Raw genomic sequence first — 19688 nt, 5'->3', positions numbered from 1 at the left:
TATTGTACAATACGCGAGCGGGGACGCTCGCACTACAATAAAAAAAATGCTTTTTACAAAACTGAGATGCTCCCATGCGATCGACTATTGCATTTACATAAACCAAGGTAGCTATTAATACCATTTGTTAGTTGAATGCAAAAATTAACGACATATCAAATATATGCTATTTTGTCAATTTACCGACCAACGGAAAAATAAAAAACTTCCCCTAAGCGATCGCTTTTAACCGCAGATTAACGGGGCTACAAAAAGGGCGAGTCACGCTTGGGATAGCTCCGCTTCACGCTCCTTGGATGAATTGATATTATGATAGACAAAGAACCAATGGCTAAGCATTATCATCTATGCCTCCAACTGCGAATGGTCTAAAAATTCCTCTGCGCGGTGTTCTTGTTGTTCCATTTGTTCTACAAATCTTTACAGCAGTGAGCTTAACAGGTTGGCTTTCCTTACGCAACGGACAAAAAGCGGTTAACGATGTGGCGGCTCAACTTCGTCAGGAACTAATAGCACGCATTGAAGGAGAACTCAAGCAATATATCAACAAACCTCATGATATCAATCGTGTGAATTCAGTCGCTTTTGCACTGGGCCACATGGACATGGTGAATGGCCGCAACGCTAAGCAACTTTTAACCCAAGTGCAAATCTCCCCTTTTGTTTTTTCATCCTATTGTGGCGATGCTCAAGGATATTATCTAGGTGCGACTCGTCGGGAGTCAAAAATCGCGATGACTGCGAGTAATAAAGAAACAAACTATCATTTTTATTTTTATGAAATGGATAATAGGGGCGATCGGCAAAAATTCCTAGAACAGGTAAACTCTTCTTACGATCCTCGGCAACGCCCCTGGTATCTTTCTGCTGTGAAAGCAGGGAGGCCTACTTGGAGCAATATTTTTGTGAATATTGTCAACAATGGCAAGCCTGCAATTACTGCCAGCGAACCTGTCTATGACTCAGAAGGTAAACTTTTGGGTGTCTGTGCCACTCTTGTTGTCCTCTCAGAAAATTTAAGGGAATTTCTGGGAAGTTTGTCTATTGGTAAAACAGGTAGGGCTTTTGTGATGGAGCGATCGGGTTCAATGATTTCTAGTTCCACAAAAGAGCCACTAATCAAAGGACAAGGTAAAGCTCAGAAGATGATTGACGCCGTGGAAAGTAGCGAACCATTTGTGCGGGAGACAGCTAAATATTTGCAGAAATATTTTGGTAAATTTGACAAAATTAATAAATCAGAACAGTTAGAATTTACCCTCAACAGTGAACGGCAGTTTGTTCAGTTGCTACCGCTGAATGATGGTAGAGGTATAGATTGGCTAATTGTAGTCGTCGTGCCTGAATCTGATTTTATGGAGCAAATAAATTATAATAGAAATACGACGATTATCCTTTGTCTGTTATCACTGGTAATCGCAACAGGATTAGCAATTATCACTTCACAATGGATAGCTAAACCTATTCGGCGATTGAGTCAAGCCAGTCAGGCGATCGCCAGTGGAAATTTAGAGCAAAATGTTCCCGACACTCTCGTAGAGGAATTGGTAACTTTATCAGTATCTTTTAATCAAATGAGTCACGAATTAAAGAACTCTTACCACACCCTTGAACAAAAAGTAGAAGAACGCACTCAAGAACTACGGGAAACTCAAGCCCAACTCATCCAAAGTGAGAAAATGTCATCTCTGGGGCAACTGGTAGCCGGGATTGCCCATGAAGTGAATAATCCGGCGAATTTTATTCACGGTAATTTATCTCATCTTAGCCAATATACCCAAGATTTACTAGATCTACTACAGCTTTATCAAAAGTATTATCCCCAGCCGGTATCGGAGATTCAAGCCAAGTCTGAAGATATTGAAATCGAATTTTTGAGCGAAGACTTATCAAAACTGCTCAAGTCTATGAAAGTAGGTTCTGAACGTATCCGCGATATTGTTAAATCTCTACGGAATTTTTCTCGATTGGACGAAGCAGATTTCAAAGCAGTCGATATCCATGAAGGCATTGAAAGCACCCTGATGATTCTGCAAAATCGTCTCAAGCCCCGACACACACATCCAGAGATTGAAGTGATCAAAGAGTACGGTAATCTGCCGCCGATCGAATGTTATGCAGGACAACTTAACCAGGTATTTATGAATATTCTGACAAATGCTCTGGATGCTTTAGATGAGCGAGATCGGGTGGAGAAAAAGACAATTCGGATTAGTACGAGTCTGTATAACTCAGAATTGGTCAGAATTTGTATTGCTGATAATGGGTGTGGCATCACAGAGGAAGTCCAAAAACGGCTATTTGACCCATTTTTTACAACCAAGCCCGTAGGAAAAGGTACGGGAATGGGGATGTCTATTAGTTATCAAATTGTGAGCAAAAAGCATAAAGGGAAACTTTGGTGTACATCAGAACCCGGACAAGCAACAGAGTTTTGGATCGAAATTCCCCTAAATCAAAGTGTTATTTAGTTGAGGATATTCGCGAACTGTGGCATTATCTTGCCGAACCCCATGAATCGGGTCACTTCAAAGCTGTGGAATCTTCAATTTTGATTTTTGATGGCCCGTTTGCCGATATCACCGAACCCTGGGCGCGAGATGAGGGGGAAAACCGCACAACCGCTGCAATCGGTAGAGTAGATATTAACCCTATTGCTGCAATCCCTTACTGTGCAAATTCTGCTCGATGTCCTGCATATCCTTCATATCCTCACCAGCAACTATCCCGTAAATTTCCGTGTAGATTTTTCCGTATTTAACCTTCTCTAAAGCCGACAAGATTATAAAGTCCTTGCGATCGAGTTCGGGTTTCAGGGTGACAAGAATCGATTCCAAAGTCCCATCCATTCGCCAGTCACTGGAATATTTAGCCACCTCCTTTCCCAGCCCCAGTAAGGTATGGCGCTGTAAGCAAAGCGGAGTCGAGCCATTAACTCGGAAATTGGCATCAATAGCATACAACTCTCCCTCAGAGTCTTCCAGCACGTCGAAGCCAATTACGCCGAAATAACCCTGTTGGTGAGCATATTTACCAATAGCGGCAATCATCTCAAAAAACCTACTCATGTCGGTTTCGCGGTAGTGAATTAGTCCCCCTAAATAGCTGCCCTCTGGAGTGACAAGTTGGCCGGTAGTGCCGATAAGCGTGATATTTCCCGTTTTGCTTACATAGAACTGCACGCAATAGTTCTGCACTTCATTCTTGACGAATTCCGAGACAATAATCGTATCCACCAACTTAATATCGAGATATTTCCTCACTTCCTGCAAGCAGTAGTTCAGATCGCTGGCGCTTTTGATAATATAAGTGCCTTCTCCAGAAAGTCCGTGGGATGTTTTAATTAAGTAGGGGAATTGCTCTGGTAACTGAATGCTTTCGAGATTGACTTCGTGCAGATGGTAGGTTTCGTATTTCGGACATTGCACGCCTAATTCTGCTAGGGTTGCTTTGCTGAGCAAGTGGTAGTGGATGTCGGGATGGACGGCGTGTTTTTCGGGTTTGAGATTGTCGAAGGGAAATAGAGTCAGGAGTTTGTCAAAGCGATCGCTTACGCTGAGATCCTCCAGATAAGTTGAGCAGTCTATCATCTCCATACTGCTGTTGCTGAAGCCCAAATGATCCCGCCAATAGTCAATCAGCGAGTTTGGCGGCGAATTAATCACAATTCCTGGGATGGCATCGCCTAACACAGCCAGATTTTTCCAAGGTTCCTTCTGGCCAATCTTGTCGAAAGAAGTTTTGGTGGCTTCACTGCTGCCGTCTTGAATAAAGTATTTTTTCCTGTTGGGGTAAGCAGCCCAACTGGCAGTTGCAGGATAATTTAGGATGAACGCATAATGTCCATCTGTGATGTCGGGAGCAAACAAATCGGAAAGAGAATTACCCTGAAAGTAAGGAAAGTCGTATGTTGAGTTCATAGAAACCTCCAAGTCGAGTTTGAATTGAACTGTTTTCCGGGCAAATAAGTAACTCGACATAATTAAAAGTAGGGTGGGCAATGCCCGCCCTACAAATTGAAAAACTGTTTATTGATGTCCAGCTACTTAATACCTAGGAAACAAGATATTAGTTGCGGAATTTTAACTCTCTCCAACTAGAGAGAATGCAGCCTCAATAATTTCAATGATGGACGAGTTGTTTTTTCTTAGTGAACGCAGCCACCTTGTCCATTTCTGATGTTCTATAAGCACAAGCCATGTCCGTTGAATTATGCGCCCAGCCAACCCGCCCTTGAGGGTCTATGAGGATGCACCCAGCTTCTCCTGCCACCTTAGATGCCAGAGTCTCAATTGCCATCTTCGCTGCTTCATCGGGGTGCTTGCCGGAGGCTAGAAAGTCGATCGCCGTCTTAGCCAGAACTACTGGTATAATCGACTCGCCATCGCCTGTGGTCGAGCAACCGCCCTGTTTACTGTCAGCAAACAAGCCTGAGCCGATAATGGCGCTGTCGCCGACGCGACCGGCCGGCTTATTCATAGTGCCCCCTGTTGAGGTACCGGCAACTAAGGTGCCACTACTGTCCAAAGCTACACAACCAACGGTATTGGGGCGGTCAATAACTTCTTTTTCCTCCTCCCACTCTTCCTGTTGCTCATCAGCGATTAAGTCTTCTTTTGTACACATCTCGGCTCCACTTTCTGCAGCAAACTTTTCTGCATGATCCGCTACTAAGAACATGGGTTTTTTATCCATAATCTTTCGCGCCACAGAGATGGGATGGCGCACGCCTTGAACATTTGCGAGCGCTCCCCAAGCTAATGAACCGCCTTCCATCATCGCTGCGTCTAGCTCTACTTCTCCCTGATTGTTGAGAACCGCTCCAAAACCTGCGTTAAATGTTTGGTCAGTTTCCAAAACCCGGATAGCTGCCTCAACAGCTTCTGCTGCGGAACCCCCGCTTTTGAGCACTGCCCAACCAGCTTCTGCTGCTGCGGTACAGCCTGCATTGTTGGCTGCAACCTTCTCTTCTGTGATGGTTTTTGCTCCACCGTGAACAATAATACTCAATACCATAAGTTGCCTTTTTTTTATCTTAAAATCTACTTAAAAAAATCTTACATTAATCAAGTTTTAAGTAGTTTTTTCTCCCTCATAGTTTTATAGATTAGCGGTGTTTAATTGGGGGTTCTTCTATCTTCAGAGATAATTATTTGTGTCGAGGTTTGTGTTCCTTCAGACTTAGCTCTGTACGAATTATTAATAGACATCTGACCAAAGTTATGTCAATAGTGTGAGGCAATTGGGCTGCGAGTTAGTTAAGAAAGTTGAAATATTTAGGGAGTAAAGAGGGGGTAAAATTTAAGACGATGCACTACACATTAACAGGCAAAATGGGTAAGCCTGAAGAATGAGACTTGGAGAGAAAATAAGTGCGATCGCGCTTCACACCACTCTGAGCCTTTCTGCTTACCCGCCAAAAACCCTCGCAGCGGCAACAAACTAGCCGTTTGACCCAAATTCAGCAGTAGCAGCGGCACTCCCGTGCGATCGCTAATTCGGCGGTACTGTTATTGCTGGGCGAAAATCGCTATTTTTACTGTTAACAAAAGTTGCAATCTCTTTTCATTAAAACCGCAAGTAAAAGCAGATAAACGCATAGGCAAATTACCATTAATTCAGTTAGCTTACTTTCCTGAAAGTAAGGTTGATTCTTGGTTCAGTAACTTTTGCTGCTTTCGGGATTTGGTGTTGCCAAAAATGCTGGGTTACTCCTTTCATCAGCAGGAAGCTTCCAGGAGTTAATTGAATTTCTAATTTCATTTCTTTTTGGTATTTGTGCCTGAGCATAAAACGACGAGTAGCCCCAAAACTTACAGAAGCGATCGCTGGGTTTTCACCAAGTTCTGATTCATCATCACTGTGCCAAGCTACACTATCTTTGCCGTCGCGATATAGATTAAGCAAGACGCTGTTAAACAATGTACCTGCTATTGCTTCTATTTTAGATTTGATTGTTATGAGTGTAGGTGTCCATAGATTAGGCTCCATTTTTATTTTGGAGTAAGTGTAAGATTTACCTGCATCTCCGTACCATGCGCTAAGTCGCGGTATAGCGACTTGCTTGCCAAAAAGCAGGGCCACCTCTTGCTTCCAATTAATAGTGCCGTACAATTGGGCAAATATCTGGTTGCTCTCATTGTTATTGAAGAAGTCGCGGTACATGATTATTTCGGCATCAGGCAGAGATAATTGCTGACCATGCTTCTGGCTTTCTGCTTTTGGCTCTTCCCACAATGAAAGTTGAGTATACATAAATCTGCTCGCTGATTACCTGTTACTGAAATTTATAAATATACAGTTGTTGACACAAGCACGGCCCAGCTTTACCATTAATCAGGTAAAGCTAATTTTAACATTTTAACAAGACAAGGATAATTATTTTTTGTAACCTACATAAATTTTTATGTATTCACCAACCAAATCCTGAATCGTGATTAAAGATGAGACTGGTGTCAATTAGCTATGTACTATGAATTGCTTTCAAATAATTAAATCTGTTCTTGATGAAGCTTATGACCAAATTCCAGGAGATAAAGCTAAAAAGGATGAGGTAATTAATGACGCACTAGAATACCTGCGAGGAGAATATTCTCACCTATGGCAGGAATGTAACATAGATTCTAGCGCCCCGATGTTGATGGGGTTGTCACCCCGTCAAATGAAAATGATCTCCGCCTCCAACAATGTAGCGATCGAGCTTTGGACTTTTATGATTAATCTAAATCGTGTGACCTGTCTTTGATTTTTGTGCGAGTCCCTAAAGTAGACTGACAGCGTTCCCAGTAAATTTTAGCGACGGCATCGCCCGGATTCTGACGCCAACACTCGGCAAACAGCCACCCCGCTTCAGCAAACTTCCCTTCCAAGTAATTTGCCCTCGCTTCTGCAAACAATTCCAGCGTAGCTAACTTGCCCGCTTTGATTTCTGGCCCGTCAGCATCAAACACCTCATAAACTGTTACTAATTCAGATTTTCCCTTAACTTTTACCGTATCGAGGGTGCGGATTGCGTACTGGGAGGGATTTTGTAAACGCGAGTAAGTTTCCTGGGTGATTAACAGCGACACCCCATAATTTTTCGTCAAACTTTCCACGCGAGAAGCTAAATTCACCGCATCGGAAATTACTGTGCCCTCCATACGATTTTGTCCTCCCACCGTTCCCAGCATCAAAGTTCCAGTATTAATTCCAATCCCAATCTGAATCGGCGCACAGCCAAAATTAGCGCGATTTTGATTATATTCAACGAGGCTCTGCAGCATAGCAATTCCGGCTTTCACCGCATTATTCGCCTCGCCGCTAAACAGCGCCATAATCGCATCGCCAATATATTTATCAATAAACCCGTTATTTTCATTAATAACGGGTTCCATGCGAGAAAGATAGGAATTAATAAATCGGAAATTCTCCTTCGGCGTCATAGTTTCCGAAAGCGTGGTGAAGTCGCGAATGTCGGAGAACAACACCGACATTTCTAACTGCACTTGGTCGCCCAATTCCACATCAATAATGCTTGATTTTTGTAAAAACTGGAGGAACTGATTGGGAACGAAGCGCTCGTAAGCTTGGTTGAGTAGAAACAGTTCAGCGGTAAATCTGATTCGCTCTGTTTCGGCTTTTTTACGCTCCGTGATATCTTGAAAGGCTACAATTGCATAAGCAATGTTGTCCTTTTCATCATAGATGGGAGTACCCCAAGCCTCGATCGGAATAATCTTGTTGCCTTGGTGGATTTCCATATCCTCAGCGGTGGCACTTTCGCCCCTCAACGCTCGCACAATTGGCAATTCAGCAGAGGAATATTCCCGATCTGTACCAGCTTTATACACTTGATAAACCTCGGAGATTTGTTCGCTGGTAACTTGAGGAATAACTCCTTTACCTAATAATTGAATAGCAACGCGATTACTATAATAAGGTTTGCCAGAAGCATCCAGCACTGACACCCCCACTGGAATTGCTTCTAAAAATTGAGCGAGTCTGTTCTCACTTTCGCGAACTTCTGTATAAAGCTTAGAATTTTGGATCGAGATCGCCGCCTGTCCAGATAACACTTTTAAGAGTTCCACTCTTTCAGGGGTAAAAGCTCCCGCTGTCAGATTGTTTTCTAGGTAAACAATACTAATGATTTGAGATTGATTAATCAGCGGCACACATAAAATTGATTTGGGCTGATGCTTTTGGATGTAGGGGTCGTTGGTAAATTGTCTCTCTCGGACAGCATCATCTAGTACCACGCTTTCTTGAGTGCGAGCCACATAATTGACAATTGCGGAGGAAAGTTCCTGACAATTTTCAACTGAGATTGACTGCAACACGGTAACTTTTTCAGAATTTATTGTCCCTTCAGCTTCAATTAACAGTTTTCCCTGAGTTGACAAAATCAGGTATCCTCTTTGCGCCCCTGCATTTTCCATCAAAATTTTCATCAAACTAGACAGTAACTTATGTAGCAATATTTCGCCGGAAATCGCATGAGAAGCTTTCATTACTGTGGTGATATCTAAGTTATTAGCCCAACCAGTGGCCGTCACTGTTGCGGTATTTTTAGTTTTTTTATTTCCTGGTTGAATTGGTATCAATAACTGGGGATATCGCGTTTCTAAATCTTTTACCTTAGCAGTGGCTCCCCATTGGATATAACAATAATACGCCTCAATCATGTAGAGTTGGGCAAATTTTTCTTTATCCCAGTTTAAATAAAATTTTGCTGCGAGTTCATTAGCTAGGGCTTCATCGTTGAGAAATTGATTTTGTTTAGCTCCAGCAATGGCGCGATCGTACATTTCAATCGCCTCAGCTTTATTACCCAAAACCCGTTGCCTTTCTGCTTCAACTAAATACCATTTATGCAGATAATTCATCGGAGCATTTTGCGCCCACTCTTCGAGCGTGGTTTGATCCATTTCCACTAAGCCAAGAAGTTCAGTTTGCTCAATTACTGGCTGTGTGGGGAAAAGTCCCAAGTGCGTCAGAGCTGCATAGAAATGGAAAATGGGAACAAGAACTAATCCCGATACTGCCATTAAATACTGTTTGGCTTGAGCAATGTGAGCTAGGGCAGCCGTGTAATTACCATAGCAGTAAGCAAGCTGCAGTTTGTAGATATAGGCAGTAGCGATCGCCGTGAATTCATTAACCTCATGGTGTTTAGGAATCATCACCGTTTCATCGTAGGCAGAGCCGATTAAGCAATCCGACAGAATCCCGTCTTCCCTCAAGTTCAACACCATCTGCTGCTTCATATCTAAATAAACCTGAGCAGAATATTGCTTTACCTGCGCCATGACAGCACTGTAAGCTGCTATTTCGGGTTCCCAGGTATCCAGTTCTACCCCACTGAAAAAGTTGGTATGAAAGTAAAAGCCTATGTTGTTGCCAGCGTATAGAAAGTCGCCAGTTTCCATGCTAGCCGTATAGCCCTCTTTCAGCGTTGATATCGCTGCTCTCATAGCTTCCTGATGATGCTGAATCATAGCCCCAAACAGAAGTAAAATGACGGGCTTGAATTCCCGCATATTAAAGTGTTCAAGCAATGAGAGTGCTAATTTGCCAAAGGCATAGCCAGTTTTTACTTGTTTCAAAAAACTACACAACACTGTACCGTGAATTCCATACCCCTCGCTTGATGCCGGTGCATTCCCAAAAGAGAACGATAAACTCACCATTGTTGAGCTAAGCAGTGGTAGTAATTCTGGCAGTCCCTGGTAAATGGGTGCAATCAACATTCCTAACAGTTGCATAGTTGCCTGAGTATGAAGATCGGTCATCACAGGCAGGTTAATCAATTCTTCTACCCTTCTTCCCTGGAGTTGGCTGGCAAGGGTTTGTAGCGCTTTGCCAATCAAGGCTTCGTCAGCTTCGGTAGGGAGTTCAACTCCTAATTGTTCTAGTGCCTTTCTGCCAACTGCGATCGCCTCCAACATCTTGCCTTGTGCTGTCTGGGCGGCGATTAAAATTTCGTAAATTTTAACTTTATCTAAAATTGTCTGAGCTTTTTGCAATACCTGTGCAGCCATCTGTTCCATACCCTCAAAATCAGCATTCAAATAGGCAGCTTCGGTAGCAGCAACATAAAGATTCAGCGTCAATTTATACTGACTTTCCCAGCAGTTAGCCCTCAGTAGCTCAATCCCTGTTTGCAGATAGATATTTGCGGCTGCGTAGGCGGTAGAATTTCTAGCCTTACGTCCAGCTTCTAAGTTGAGTTTGGCTAAGGCTTCTCGTTCGCTTAATTGATTGATTAACTCAATTCCTTGATTCAAATGCCCCACTATATCAAAAAGTTTTTCTTCTATTTCTATGTCCGAATATTTGGGTAGCAGTAACTGTCCTATTTTGAGATGAGTAGCTTGTTTTTGGTTTTCGGGAATCAATGAGTAAGCCGCTTGCTGGACGCGATCGTGCAGGAAGCGATAAGTTGGATTGGTAATAGACTCAGTATTGGATTGATCGTCTGTGGGAATGAAGCATTTATAGCCTTCTGTAATGGGTAAAATGAGTCCTTCTTGCAAGGCTTTCCATAGTGCGGATGCTGTTTGTTCTCGTAATTCTTCGTTGACTATTGCCAATGTATCTAAATCAAACTGCGCCCCAATGCAGGCGGCAAGTTTGAGAACCTCCTGAGTAATGGCCGGCAACTTCTGCAATTGCACCGCCATAAACTCCACCACATCCGAGGCGTGGGTAAGTCTAGCTTGAGCAATATCGCACTGCCAATGCCCTACATCCCAGTCAAAGATAATTTGACCATCTTCATACAAGGCCTTGAGGAATTGAGTAGAGAAAAAGGGATTACCTTTGGTTTTTTGATAAACCAATTCTGTCAAGGGCCCGGCCAAAGATAAATTACAAATCAGCGTATCTGCTACCAACTGATTGATATCTCTTTGGCTCAACGGTTCCAGCGTAATAGTATTCACCACTGCCCCAGACTTCACAATCTCATCCACCGTCAACATAAACGGATGAGCCGGTGACACCTCATTATCCCGATAAGCACCTAACACTAACAGATGCCCCCTATCCTCCATTAACACTTGTAGCAATTTCAGCGATGCTGAATCTGCCCACTGCAAATCGTCCAGAAACATCACTAAGGGATGTTCTGCTTGGGTAAATACTTGCACAAACTTTTGCATCAGCAAATTAAAGCGATTTTGGGCGGCAGTCCCCGACAGTTCTAGTGCAGGACTTTGAGCGCCAATGATGTGTTCTAATTCAGGAATTACGTCAATCAAAACTTGCCCACTCTCGCCTAATGCGGTGAGAATCTTGGTTTTCCATGTTTGTAAGTGAGCGTCACTTTCTGATAATAATTGCCCCATCAATTCCCGGAATGCTTGCACAAATGCTGAGAAAGGAATATTGCGTTGAAATTGGTCGTATTTGCCTTTGATAAAATAGCCACGCTGTCGGGCTATCGGCTTATGGACTTCGTTCACGACTGCTGTTTTACCAATGCCCGATAAGCCAGCTACTAGCATCATTTCGGCGCTACCTGTACTGACTCGTTCAAAGGCTGATAATAGATTAAAAACTTCAGTTTCCCTGCCGTATAACTTTTCGGGAATCAGGAAACGGTCGGTAATATCCCGCGTTTCCAAGGTAAACGTCTCAATATTACCTGTTGCTTGTAATTGAAAAAGACAAGTTTCTAAATCATGCTTGATTCCCAAGGAACTTTGATAGCGGTTTTCTGCATTCTTCGCCATCAGTTTACTGACAATTTGAGACACAATTAGGGGAATTTCGGGCTCGATTTCGTGCGGAGGAACTGGTTGTCTGGCAATATGGCAGTGAACTAGCTCTAAAGCATCTTTTGTCTCAAAAGGCAATTTTCCTGTCAGCAATTCGTAGAAGGTGACGCCGAGGGAGTAAAAGTCAGTGCGGTAATCGATAGAGCGATTCATCCTACCAGTTTGTTCTGGCGAGATATAAGCAAGGGTTCCTTCCAGAATGCCGGGGTTTTTCAGGGTTGGCGTTTCTCGCGTTAACTGAGTAGAAATACCAAAGTCGATAATTTTTAACTCTCCCGTTTCCGGGTTGTAAACAATATTTGAGGGGTTAATATCTTTGTGGATGATGTTGGCGCTGTGAATTTGCCCTAAAATTTCAGTTGTGGCGATCGCAATTTTAAAAAATTCCTCCAGAGTAAACTTTCGCTGCTGCATCCAAATTGTCAAGGATTCTCCGCCAAAGTCCTCCACAAACATCACGAGGCTGTTTTGGTATTTTTGCAAGTCATAAACCCGCACGACTCCCGCCTCTTTCAACTCTTGGGTGATGCGGTATTCGGTGCGGTAGCGCACCAATTCTTGAGGTGTGGGGTAGCTTTCTTTGAGAAGTTTGAGGATAATTGGCTCTTTATCTGCTTCCCGAATGGCCCGGTAAACCAGAGAGTTGGCGCTTTCATAGAGAAGTGTCTGGACGGCAACGCCTGGAATCGAGAGCATATTGGTTTTTTTTGCTAAAAATTAAAGCTAACTCAAAACGCACCAACTTTCTGTATAGAATAGCGCGTTAGAAAGGACAAAATGGGGTTTGTTAACAAATGTTGAGTTTTTGGGTAACAGCCTGCAAATACTTTGTGGTAGCCCCGATCGCGATCGCCTAGTTTGTAGAGTGTCTCAACAGTCGATCGCACTTTTGCTGTGATTTTCAGGAATAGCAACCACTTAATGTAAATTGTGTAGCCTGTCTTTGATTTTTGTGCGAGTCAACAATGCAGACTCACAGCGTTCCCAGTACATTTTAGCAACGCGATCGCCCTGATTCTGACGCCAACACTCTTCAAAAAGCCGCGCCGCTTCAAATAACTTCCCTCCTGAGTAAAGTGTCCTAGCTTCTGCAAACAATTCCAGCGTAACTAACTTGGCCTGTTTAATTTCTGGTGGATCTGCATCAAACACCTCATAAATCGTCACAGCTTCGGATTTTCCCTTGACTTTGACCGTATCGAGAGTGCGGATTGCATACTGGGTTGGATTTTTTAGGCGCGCATAAGTTGGCTGGGTAATTAATAACGACACCCCATAATTTTTCGTCAAACTTTCTACGCGAGAAGCTAAATTCACCCCATCGCTGATTACCGTCCCGTCCATGCGATTTGGTCCTCCCACAGTTCCCAGCATCAAAGAACCCGTATTAATCCCAATCCCAATCTGAATAGGTGAATAGCCCGAATTAGCGCGAATTTGATTGTATTCAACGAGACGGTGCAGCATAGCAATTCCCGCTTTCACCGCATTATCCGCCTCACCGCTAAATAGCGCCATAATCGCATCGCCAATATATTTGTCGATAAACCCCTTATTTTCATTAATAACGGGTTCCATGCGAGAAAGATAAGAATTGATAAATTTGAAATTCTCCTCCGGCGTCATAGTTTCCGAAAGCGTCGTGAAGTCGCGAATGTCGGAAAACAACACCGACATTTCTAACTGCACTTGGTCGCCCAATTCCACATCAATAATGCTTGATTTTCCTAAAAACTGGAGGAATTGATGGGGGATGAAGCGCTCGTAAGCTTTGTTGAGTTGAGCCAGCCTGCTTTCATTTTCGCGTACTTCTGTATAAAGCTTAGAATTTTGAATTGAGATCGCCGCTTGTCCAGATAAAACTTTTAATATTTCCACTCTTTCAGGGGTAAAAGCTCCCGCTGTCAGATTATTTTCTAAGTAAACAATACTAATGATTTGAGATTGGTTAATGAGCGGCACACATAAAATTGATTTGGGCTGATGCTTTCGGATGTGGGCGTCGTTGGTAAATTGTCCCGATCTGGCAGCATCATCTAGTACCACGCTTTCTTGAGTGCGACTCACATAATTGACAATCGCGGTAGAAAGTTCTTGACAAGTTTCAACGGGGATTGACTGCAACACGGTGACGAGTTCGTCATCGATTGTCCCTTCAGCTTCAATGAACAGTTGTCCTTGGCTTAACAAAATTAGATAGCCTCGTTGCGCCCCTGCATTTTCCATCAAAATTTTCATCAAGCTAGACAGTAGCTTATCTAGCATAATTTCTCCAGAAATCGCCTGAGAAGCCTTCATGACTGCGGCGATATCTAGGTGATTCCCCGAACCAGTCGTTGTCATTGCTACGGTAGTTTTAGTGTTGTTCCTTCCCGGTTGAGTTACCGCGAATAAGTGGGGATATCGCGTTTCCAAATCCGTTACCTTAGCAGTGGCTCCCCATTCAACATAACAATAATACGCCTCAAATAGGTAGGCTTGAGCAACTTTTGTTTTGCCCCATTCCTCATAGAATTTGGCTGCTAGTTCGTTGGCTAGGGCTTCGTCATTAACATATTTGTTTTCTTTGGCTCCAGAAATAGCGCGATCGTACATTTCAATCCCCTCGGCTTTATGGCCCAACACCCGTTGCCGTTCTGCTTCCACTAAATACCATTTATGCAGATAATTCATCGGAGCATTTTGCGCCCACTGTTGCAGCGTGCTTTGATGGGTTTCCACTAAGGCAATAATTTCAGTTTGCTGGGTTTCTGGCTGTGCCCGAAAAAGTGCCAGGTGCGTCAGGGCGGCATAAAAATGAAAAATTGGAACAAAAGCCGATCCAGATACTCCCATCAAATACTGTTTGACTTGGGAAATATGGTCTAGGGCAGCCGTGTAATTGCCATAGCAGTAAGCAAGCAGCAGTTTGAAGATGCAGGCACAGGCGATCGCCGTGAATTCATTATCCTGATAGTGCTTGGGAATCATCACCGTTTCATCGTAGGCAGAGCCTATTAACAAATCCGGTCGAATACTGGTTTCCCTCAAGTTTTGCACCGTCTGCTGAATCATATCCAAATAAATCCGCGCAGAATATTGTTTCAACTGCGCCATTACCGCCCTATAACTTGCTATTTCTGGTTCCCAAGTGTCTAGTTCTACACCAGCGAATAAATGCGTATAAAAGCAAATATATATGTTGTAGCCAGCGTCTACGAAGTCGCCCGTTTCCATGCCTAACCTATAGCCATCTTTCAGCGTCGGTATCGTTGCCAAAAGAGATTCTTGGCGATGCTGAATCCAACCACCAAACAAAAGTAGAACTGTGGACTTGAATTCGGGTACATTCAACCTATCCAGCAATGAAAGTGCCAATTGCCCAAAGCTATAGCCCGTTTCCACCTCTTGTAAAAAGGCACACAACACCATCCCGTGCATCGCATAACCCACCGTCGATGCGGGCGCATTTCCAAAGGAGAGCGATAAACTCACCATCGTCGAGCTCAGCAGGGGCAGCAAACCGGGCATTCCCTGGAAAATGGGTGGAAACAACATACCAGACAGTTGCATAGCTGCCTGAGTCTGTGGATTTGTCATCACAGGTAGGTCAACCAATTCCTCAATCTTTCTGCCACCGAGGAGGCCCGCAAGGGCTTGTAGCGCTTTGCCAATCGAGGCTTCGTCAGGTTCGGCAGGGAGTTCAATCCCCAATTGTAAGAGTGCCTCTCTTGCTACTGCGATCGTTTCTAAAACCTTGCTCTGGGCTGTCTGAGCGGCTATTTGAATTTCGTAAATTTTAACTCGATCTAAAATCGTCTGAGCTTCTTGCAAAACCAGTGCGGCCATCTGTTCCATACCATCAAAATCCCCATTCAAATAGGCAATTTCAGCAGCAGCAACATATAGATTTAGTGTCAATTCATATTGAGTTTGCCAGCAGTTGACTGTCAGTAGCTCAATTCCCTTTTGTAGATAGATATTTGCCGCAGCGTATGCGGTAGAATTTCTAGCCTTACGTCCAGCTTCTAAGTTTAGTTGGGCTAAGGCTGAGCGTTCACTTAATTGATTGATTAACTCAATTCCTGGATTTAAATGCCCCACAATATCAAAGAGTTTTTCTTCTGTTTCTATCTCAGAAGAACTTTGTAGCAGTAACTGTCCTATTTTGAGATGAGTGGCTTGTTTTTGGTCGTCAGGAATCAATGAATAAGCCGCTTGCTGGACGCGATCGTGCAGGAACTTATAAGTGGGATTAGCAACAGACTGATTGGGGGATTGAGCATCGGCTTTAATGAAGTTATAGCCTTCGGAAATCACTAAAATGAGTCCTTCTTGCAAGGCTTTCCACAGCGCTAATTCCGTTTGTTCTGGTAATTCTTCGCTGACTATTGCCACTGTCTCTAAATCAAACTGCGCCCCAATGCAAGCCGCCAACTTGAGAACATCCTGAGTTTCTTTCGGCAACTTCTGCAATTGCGCCGCCATAAACTCCACCACATCCGAGGCGTCGGCAAATTTAACTTGATTAATATCGCACTGCCACCCCCCTTGTACCCCCCTCTGTCCCCCCTTGGTAAGGGGGGATGAAAGGGGGGTGGGGGATTGAGGGGGGTTAAAAATAATTTGACCATCTTCATACAAGGCTTTGAGGAATTGAGTCGAGAAAAAGGGATTTCCTTGAGTTTTTTGATAAACTAATTCTGTCAAAGGTTGAGCAAAAGATAAATCGCAAATCAGCGTATCTGCTACCAACTGATTTAGATATGCTAAACTCAACGGTTGCAGGGTAATCGTATTCACCACTGCCCCAGACTTCACAATCTCATCCACAGTCAACATAAACGGATGAGCCGGTGATACCTCATTATCCCGATAAGCACCCAATACTAACAGATGCCCTGTATCCTGCATTAACACTTGTAGCAATTTCAGCGATGCTGAATCTGCCCACTGCAAATCGTCCAGAAACATCACTAAGGGATGTTCTGCTTGGGTAAATACTTGCACAAATTTCTGCATCAGCAGATTGAAGCGATTTTGGGCGGCACTCCCCGACAATTCTAGTGCAGGACTTTGAGGGCCAATGATGTGTTCTAATTCAGGAATTACGTCAATCAAGACTTGACCACTCTCGCCTACTGCGGTGAGAATCATGGTTTTCCATCTGTGTAACTGAGCGTCACTTTCTGATAATAATTGTCCCATCAATTCCCGAAATGCTTGCACAAATGCACTAAAGGGAATATTGCGTTGAAATTGGTCGTATTTGCCTTTGATAAAATAGCCACCCTGTCGGGCGATCGGCTTATGGACTTCATTCACTACTGCGGTTTTACCAATCCCAGAAAAGCCAGCTACTAGCATCAGTTCGGCACTAGCATTACGAACTCTTTCAAAGGCAGCTAATAGATTATCAACTTCAGTTTCTCTGCCGTATAACTTTTCGGGAATCAGGAAATGGTCTGTAAGATCCAGCGTGCCCAAGTCAAATTCTTCTATGCTATCGGTTTCTTGTAATTGAACCAGACAGATTTCTAAATCCTGCTTGAGACCCAATGCAGTTTGATAGCGATTTTCCGCATTTTTTGCCATCAATTTGCTGACAATTTGCGAGACAATTAGGGGAATTTCTGGCTTGATTTGGTGCGCGGGAACTGGTTGTCTGGCAATGTGGCAGTGAACTAGCTCTAAAGCGTCTTCTGTCTCAAAAGGCAGTTTTCCTGTCAGCAATTCGTAGAAGGTGACGCCGAGGGAGTAAAAGTCAGTGCGGTAATCGATAGAGCGATTCATCCTACCAGTTTGTTCTGGCGAGATGTAAGCGAGGGTTCCTTCTAAAATGTTGGGGTTTTTCAGGGTTGGCATTTCTCGCGTTAGCTGAGTGGAAATGCCAAAGTCGATAATTTTGAGCTGTCCAGTCGCTGGATTGAATACTATATTAGAAGGGTTAATATCCTTGTGGATAATATTGGCGCTGTGAATTTGCCCTAAAGTTTCAGTGGCAGCGATCGCAATTTGCAGAAATTCCTTGAGGCTAAACTTTCGCTGCTGCATCCATATTTTCAAGGATTCCCCGCCAAAGTCCTCCACAAAAATCACGAGGCTGTTTTGGTATTTTTGCAAGTCATAAACTTGCACGACTCCCGCCTCTTTCAGCTCTCGCGTGATGCGGTATTCGGTGCGGTAGCGTAGCAATTCTTGAGGTGTGGGGTAGCTTTCTTTGAGCAGTTTGAGGATGAGCGGTTGGTAATCCGCTTCCCGAATCGCCCGGTACACCAGAGAGTTGGCACTTTCGTAAAGCAGCTTCTGGACGGCAATGCCTGGAATGGAGAGCATATTTATTTTTCTTGTAAAAATTAAAGCTAACTCAAAACGCACCGGGTTCGTTGTGTCGAGAATAGCGCTTTAGAAAGGAACAAATTATGTTTTTATAACACAATCTTAATTTTTCGGCAGCGAAGTGGCTTTCAGGTGGTCTGGCAGAGTAAGGGTAAGGAGTTATCATGCGACGTACCTAAGCCTTGTTAATTCTCAACTCCATGAATTGTCACCGTTTCTGTTATCCAAACATCGTTAAAAATTTTCCCACCCCCAGCGCTAAGCAAAACTTTAAATGTATATATTGTCACAGGCAGTTTGTTTAAAACCCCAGACATCCAAGAATTTCAGAAGAAACAAAAAAATTGAGAGATCAGCTTTTATTAGAAAAAATATCTTGAGTGGCGATTGTCAAATTCACGAGGGTGTCCCCCCGCTGGTTCCAATACTATGTGTTTTTCAACAATTAGCATCAGCCCCCCGGAAAGTTCAAGTAAAGTCAAAAAATCAAGGCAAGCTAACGATCCAACGTGATGAAATGTAGTCGTTTGTAGGCAATAAGGCTAACACGCAGTGGAAAGAGCTGGCAATTGATGCCTTAACCAAAGAAATTCTAGGGGTGTATATAGGAAGTCGAGTTGAAATGTGTGCTAAAGGTTTTTGCGATTCCCTCCCAGCAGTTGACAGACAATGTGCCGTGTATTATACAGATTTTTTGGGAGGTTCAAAAAAAATCTTCCCCAGCGACACAAATCTCTGGGGAAAGATACTGGCAAAACTTCGGATATCGAAAGATTCAATAACACCTTTCAGCAAAGGATATCTCGTTTGATAAGAAAGACTTTGTTTTCATCTATCTCTAAATATCTCCAATCATGTGGGTGCCTTCTGGTATTTTATCCATGATTACAACGCTTATTTACCCCTAAAAATGTTGAGGATTTTTCGTTGCTATGCAGGAGTACCAGACTTTGTTCTCATGACTTTGGAGAGTCATTTATCTACTTCCCCTTACCCTTCCCGGCTACAAACTCCCGCAGCCGGAGTAAACTAGCCGTTTGCCCCAAATTCAGCGGCAGCAGCGACACTCCCTCCAACCGAGACTGCACCCAACCATCGCCCCAATACCACTCGTGAAATCCGTCAATTCCCTGACTCAATAACAGCCGCAGACAATTGTGCTCAACAATATCAACGTGATGCTGAACTGCCACGGGGCCCAGCCAACTTGTAAAGGTCAAACCTTGAGCAAATTCTTCCGGCAAACCGCTAGACAACTGCTGCGGCCACAGCCACTGCTGCAATTGACTCGGACGCAACAAGCTGTCTCTAATCGCTGTTTCGGAAGCTTCAAGCTCAATCCGCAGGTTGCTTTGTTGAAAATTACCTAGCATAAGAATTTTAGATATAACTGCAAGTAACTTTAATGTAACTTATTGGACTGGTTCTAAGTAAAATGTTGCACCATTCGGGTAAAGTAGGGGCGGGTTCACCAACCATCTCTAACTCTCACCAACAATTAAAATAAACCCGCCCCACCCCACTAAAAACCCCCAATTGACATTGGTGCAACATCTCAGTTCTCACCGAGTATCCCGATCGAACATCATATCAAGTCCGGTTGATTAA

The 19688-nt window shown here is 43.6% G+C and carries 7 protein-coding genes and 1 pseudogene; 2 read left to right on the top strand and 6 right to left on the bottom strand.

Translation table 11 applies throughout. From position 1 onward, the window contains the following. The first annotated feature begins 347 nt into the window (after positions 1 to 347). Complete coding sequence (locus QT992_RS20575) at positions 348 to 2471, top strand: ATP-binding protein (RefSeq protein WP_333341827.1); 2124 nt, start codon at positions 348 to 350, stop codon at positions 2469 to 2471. Between the two features lie 180 nt (positions 2472 to 2651). Here QT992_RS20575 and QT992_RS20570 read toward each other — a convergent pair whose 3' ends face one another. The 5 genes from QT992_RS20570 to QT992_RS20550 all read right to left on the bottom strand — a co-directional run bounded on the left by QT992_RS20570 (position 2652) and on the right by QT992_RS20550 (position 18077). After that, positions 2652 to 3920, bottom strand: a complete 1269-nt coding sequence (locus QT992_RS20570) for a carbamoylphosphate synthase large subunit (RefSeq protein ID WP_333341826.1) — start codon at positions 3918 to 3920, stop codon at positions 2652 to 2654. A 202-nt stretch (positions 3921 to 4122) separates the two neighbouring features. Further along, positions 4123 to 5016 (bottom strand): isoaspartyl peptidase/L-asparaginase family protein, encoded by an 894-nt coding sequence (locus QT992_RS20565; protein ID WP_333316250.1) that lies wholly within the window; start codon positions 5014 to 5016, stop codon positions 4123 to 4125. Positions 5017 to 5622: 606 nt separating this feature from the next. Then, on the bottom strand, positions 5623 to 6255 hold the full coding sequence (locus QT992_RS20560; RefSeq protein WP_333341824.1) for an alpha-ketoglutarate-dependent dioxygenase AlkB: 633 nt from the start codon (positions 6253 to 6255) through the stop codon (positions 5623 to 5625). Positions 6256 to 6716: 461 nt separating this feature from the next. Then, positions 6717 to 12458, bottom strand: a complete 5742-nt coding sequence (locus QT992_RS20555; RefSeq protein WP_333341822.1) for an AAA family ATPase — start codon at positions 12456 to 12458, stop codon at positions 6717 to 6719. Between the two features lie 222 nt (positions 12459 to 12680). Continuing rightward, the gene (locus tag QT992_RS20550; RefSeq protein ID WP_333321986.1) at positions 12681 to 18077 is read right to left on the bottom strand and encodes an AAA family ATPase; all 5397 of its coding nucleotides are present in this window, start codon (positions 18075 to 18077) and stop codon (positions 12681 to 12683) included. A 203-nt stretch (positions 18078 to 18280) separates the two neighbouring features. On the opposite strand from QT992_RS20550, the pseudogene QT992_RS20545 reads away from it, so the two are divergent. Then, positions 18281 to 18981, top strand: a pseudogene (locus tag QT992_RS20545) (IS1 family transposase); the annotation flags it as partial. Between the two features lie 79 nt (positions 18982 to 19060). Here the strand turns inward: QT992_RS20545 and QT992_RS20540 are convergent. Then, positions 19061 to 19453 carry a hypothetical protein gene (locus QT992_RS20540; protein ID WP_333203957.1) on the bottom strand — a complete coding sequence of 131 codons (393 nt, stop codon included), beginning with the start codon at positions 19451 to 19453 and terminating at the stop codon, positions 19061 to 19063. Positions 19454 to 19688: the final 235 nt, after the last annotated feature.

Source organism: Microcoleus sp. T3_D1 (genome assembly GCF_036700405.1).
Lineage (GTDB): Bacteria > Cyanobacteriota > Cyanobacteriia > Cyanobacteriales > Microcoleaceae > Microcoleus.
The sequence above is the reverse complement of the archived record's forward strand: the minus strand, read 5'-3'. Positions and strand labels throughout refer to the sequence as shown.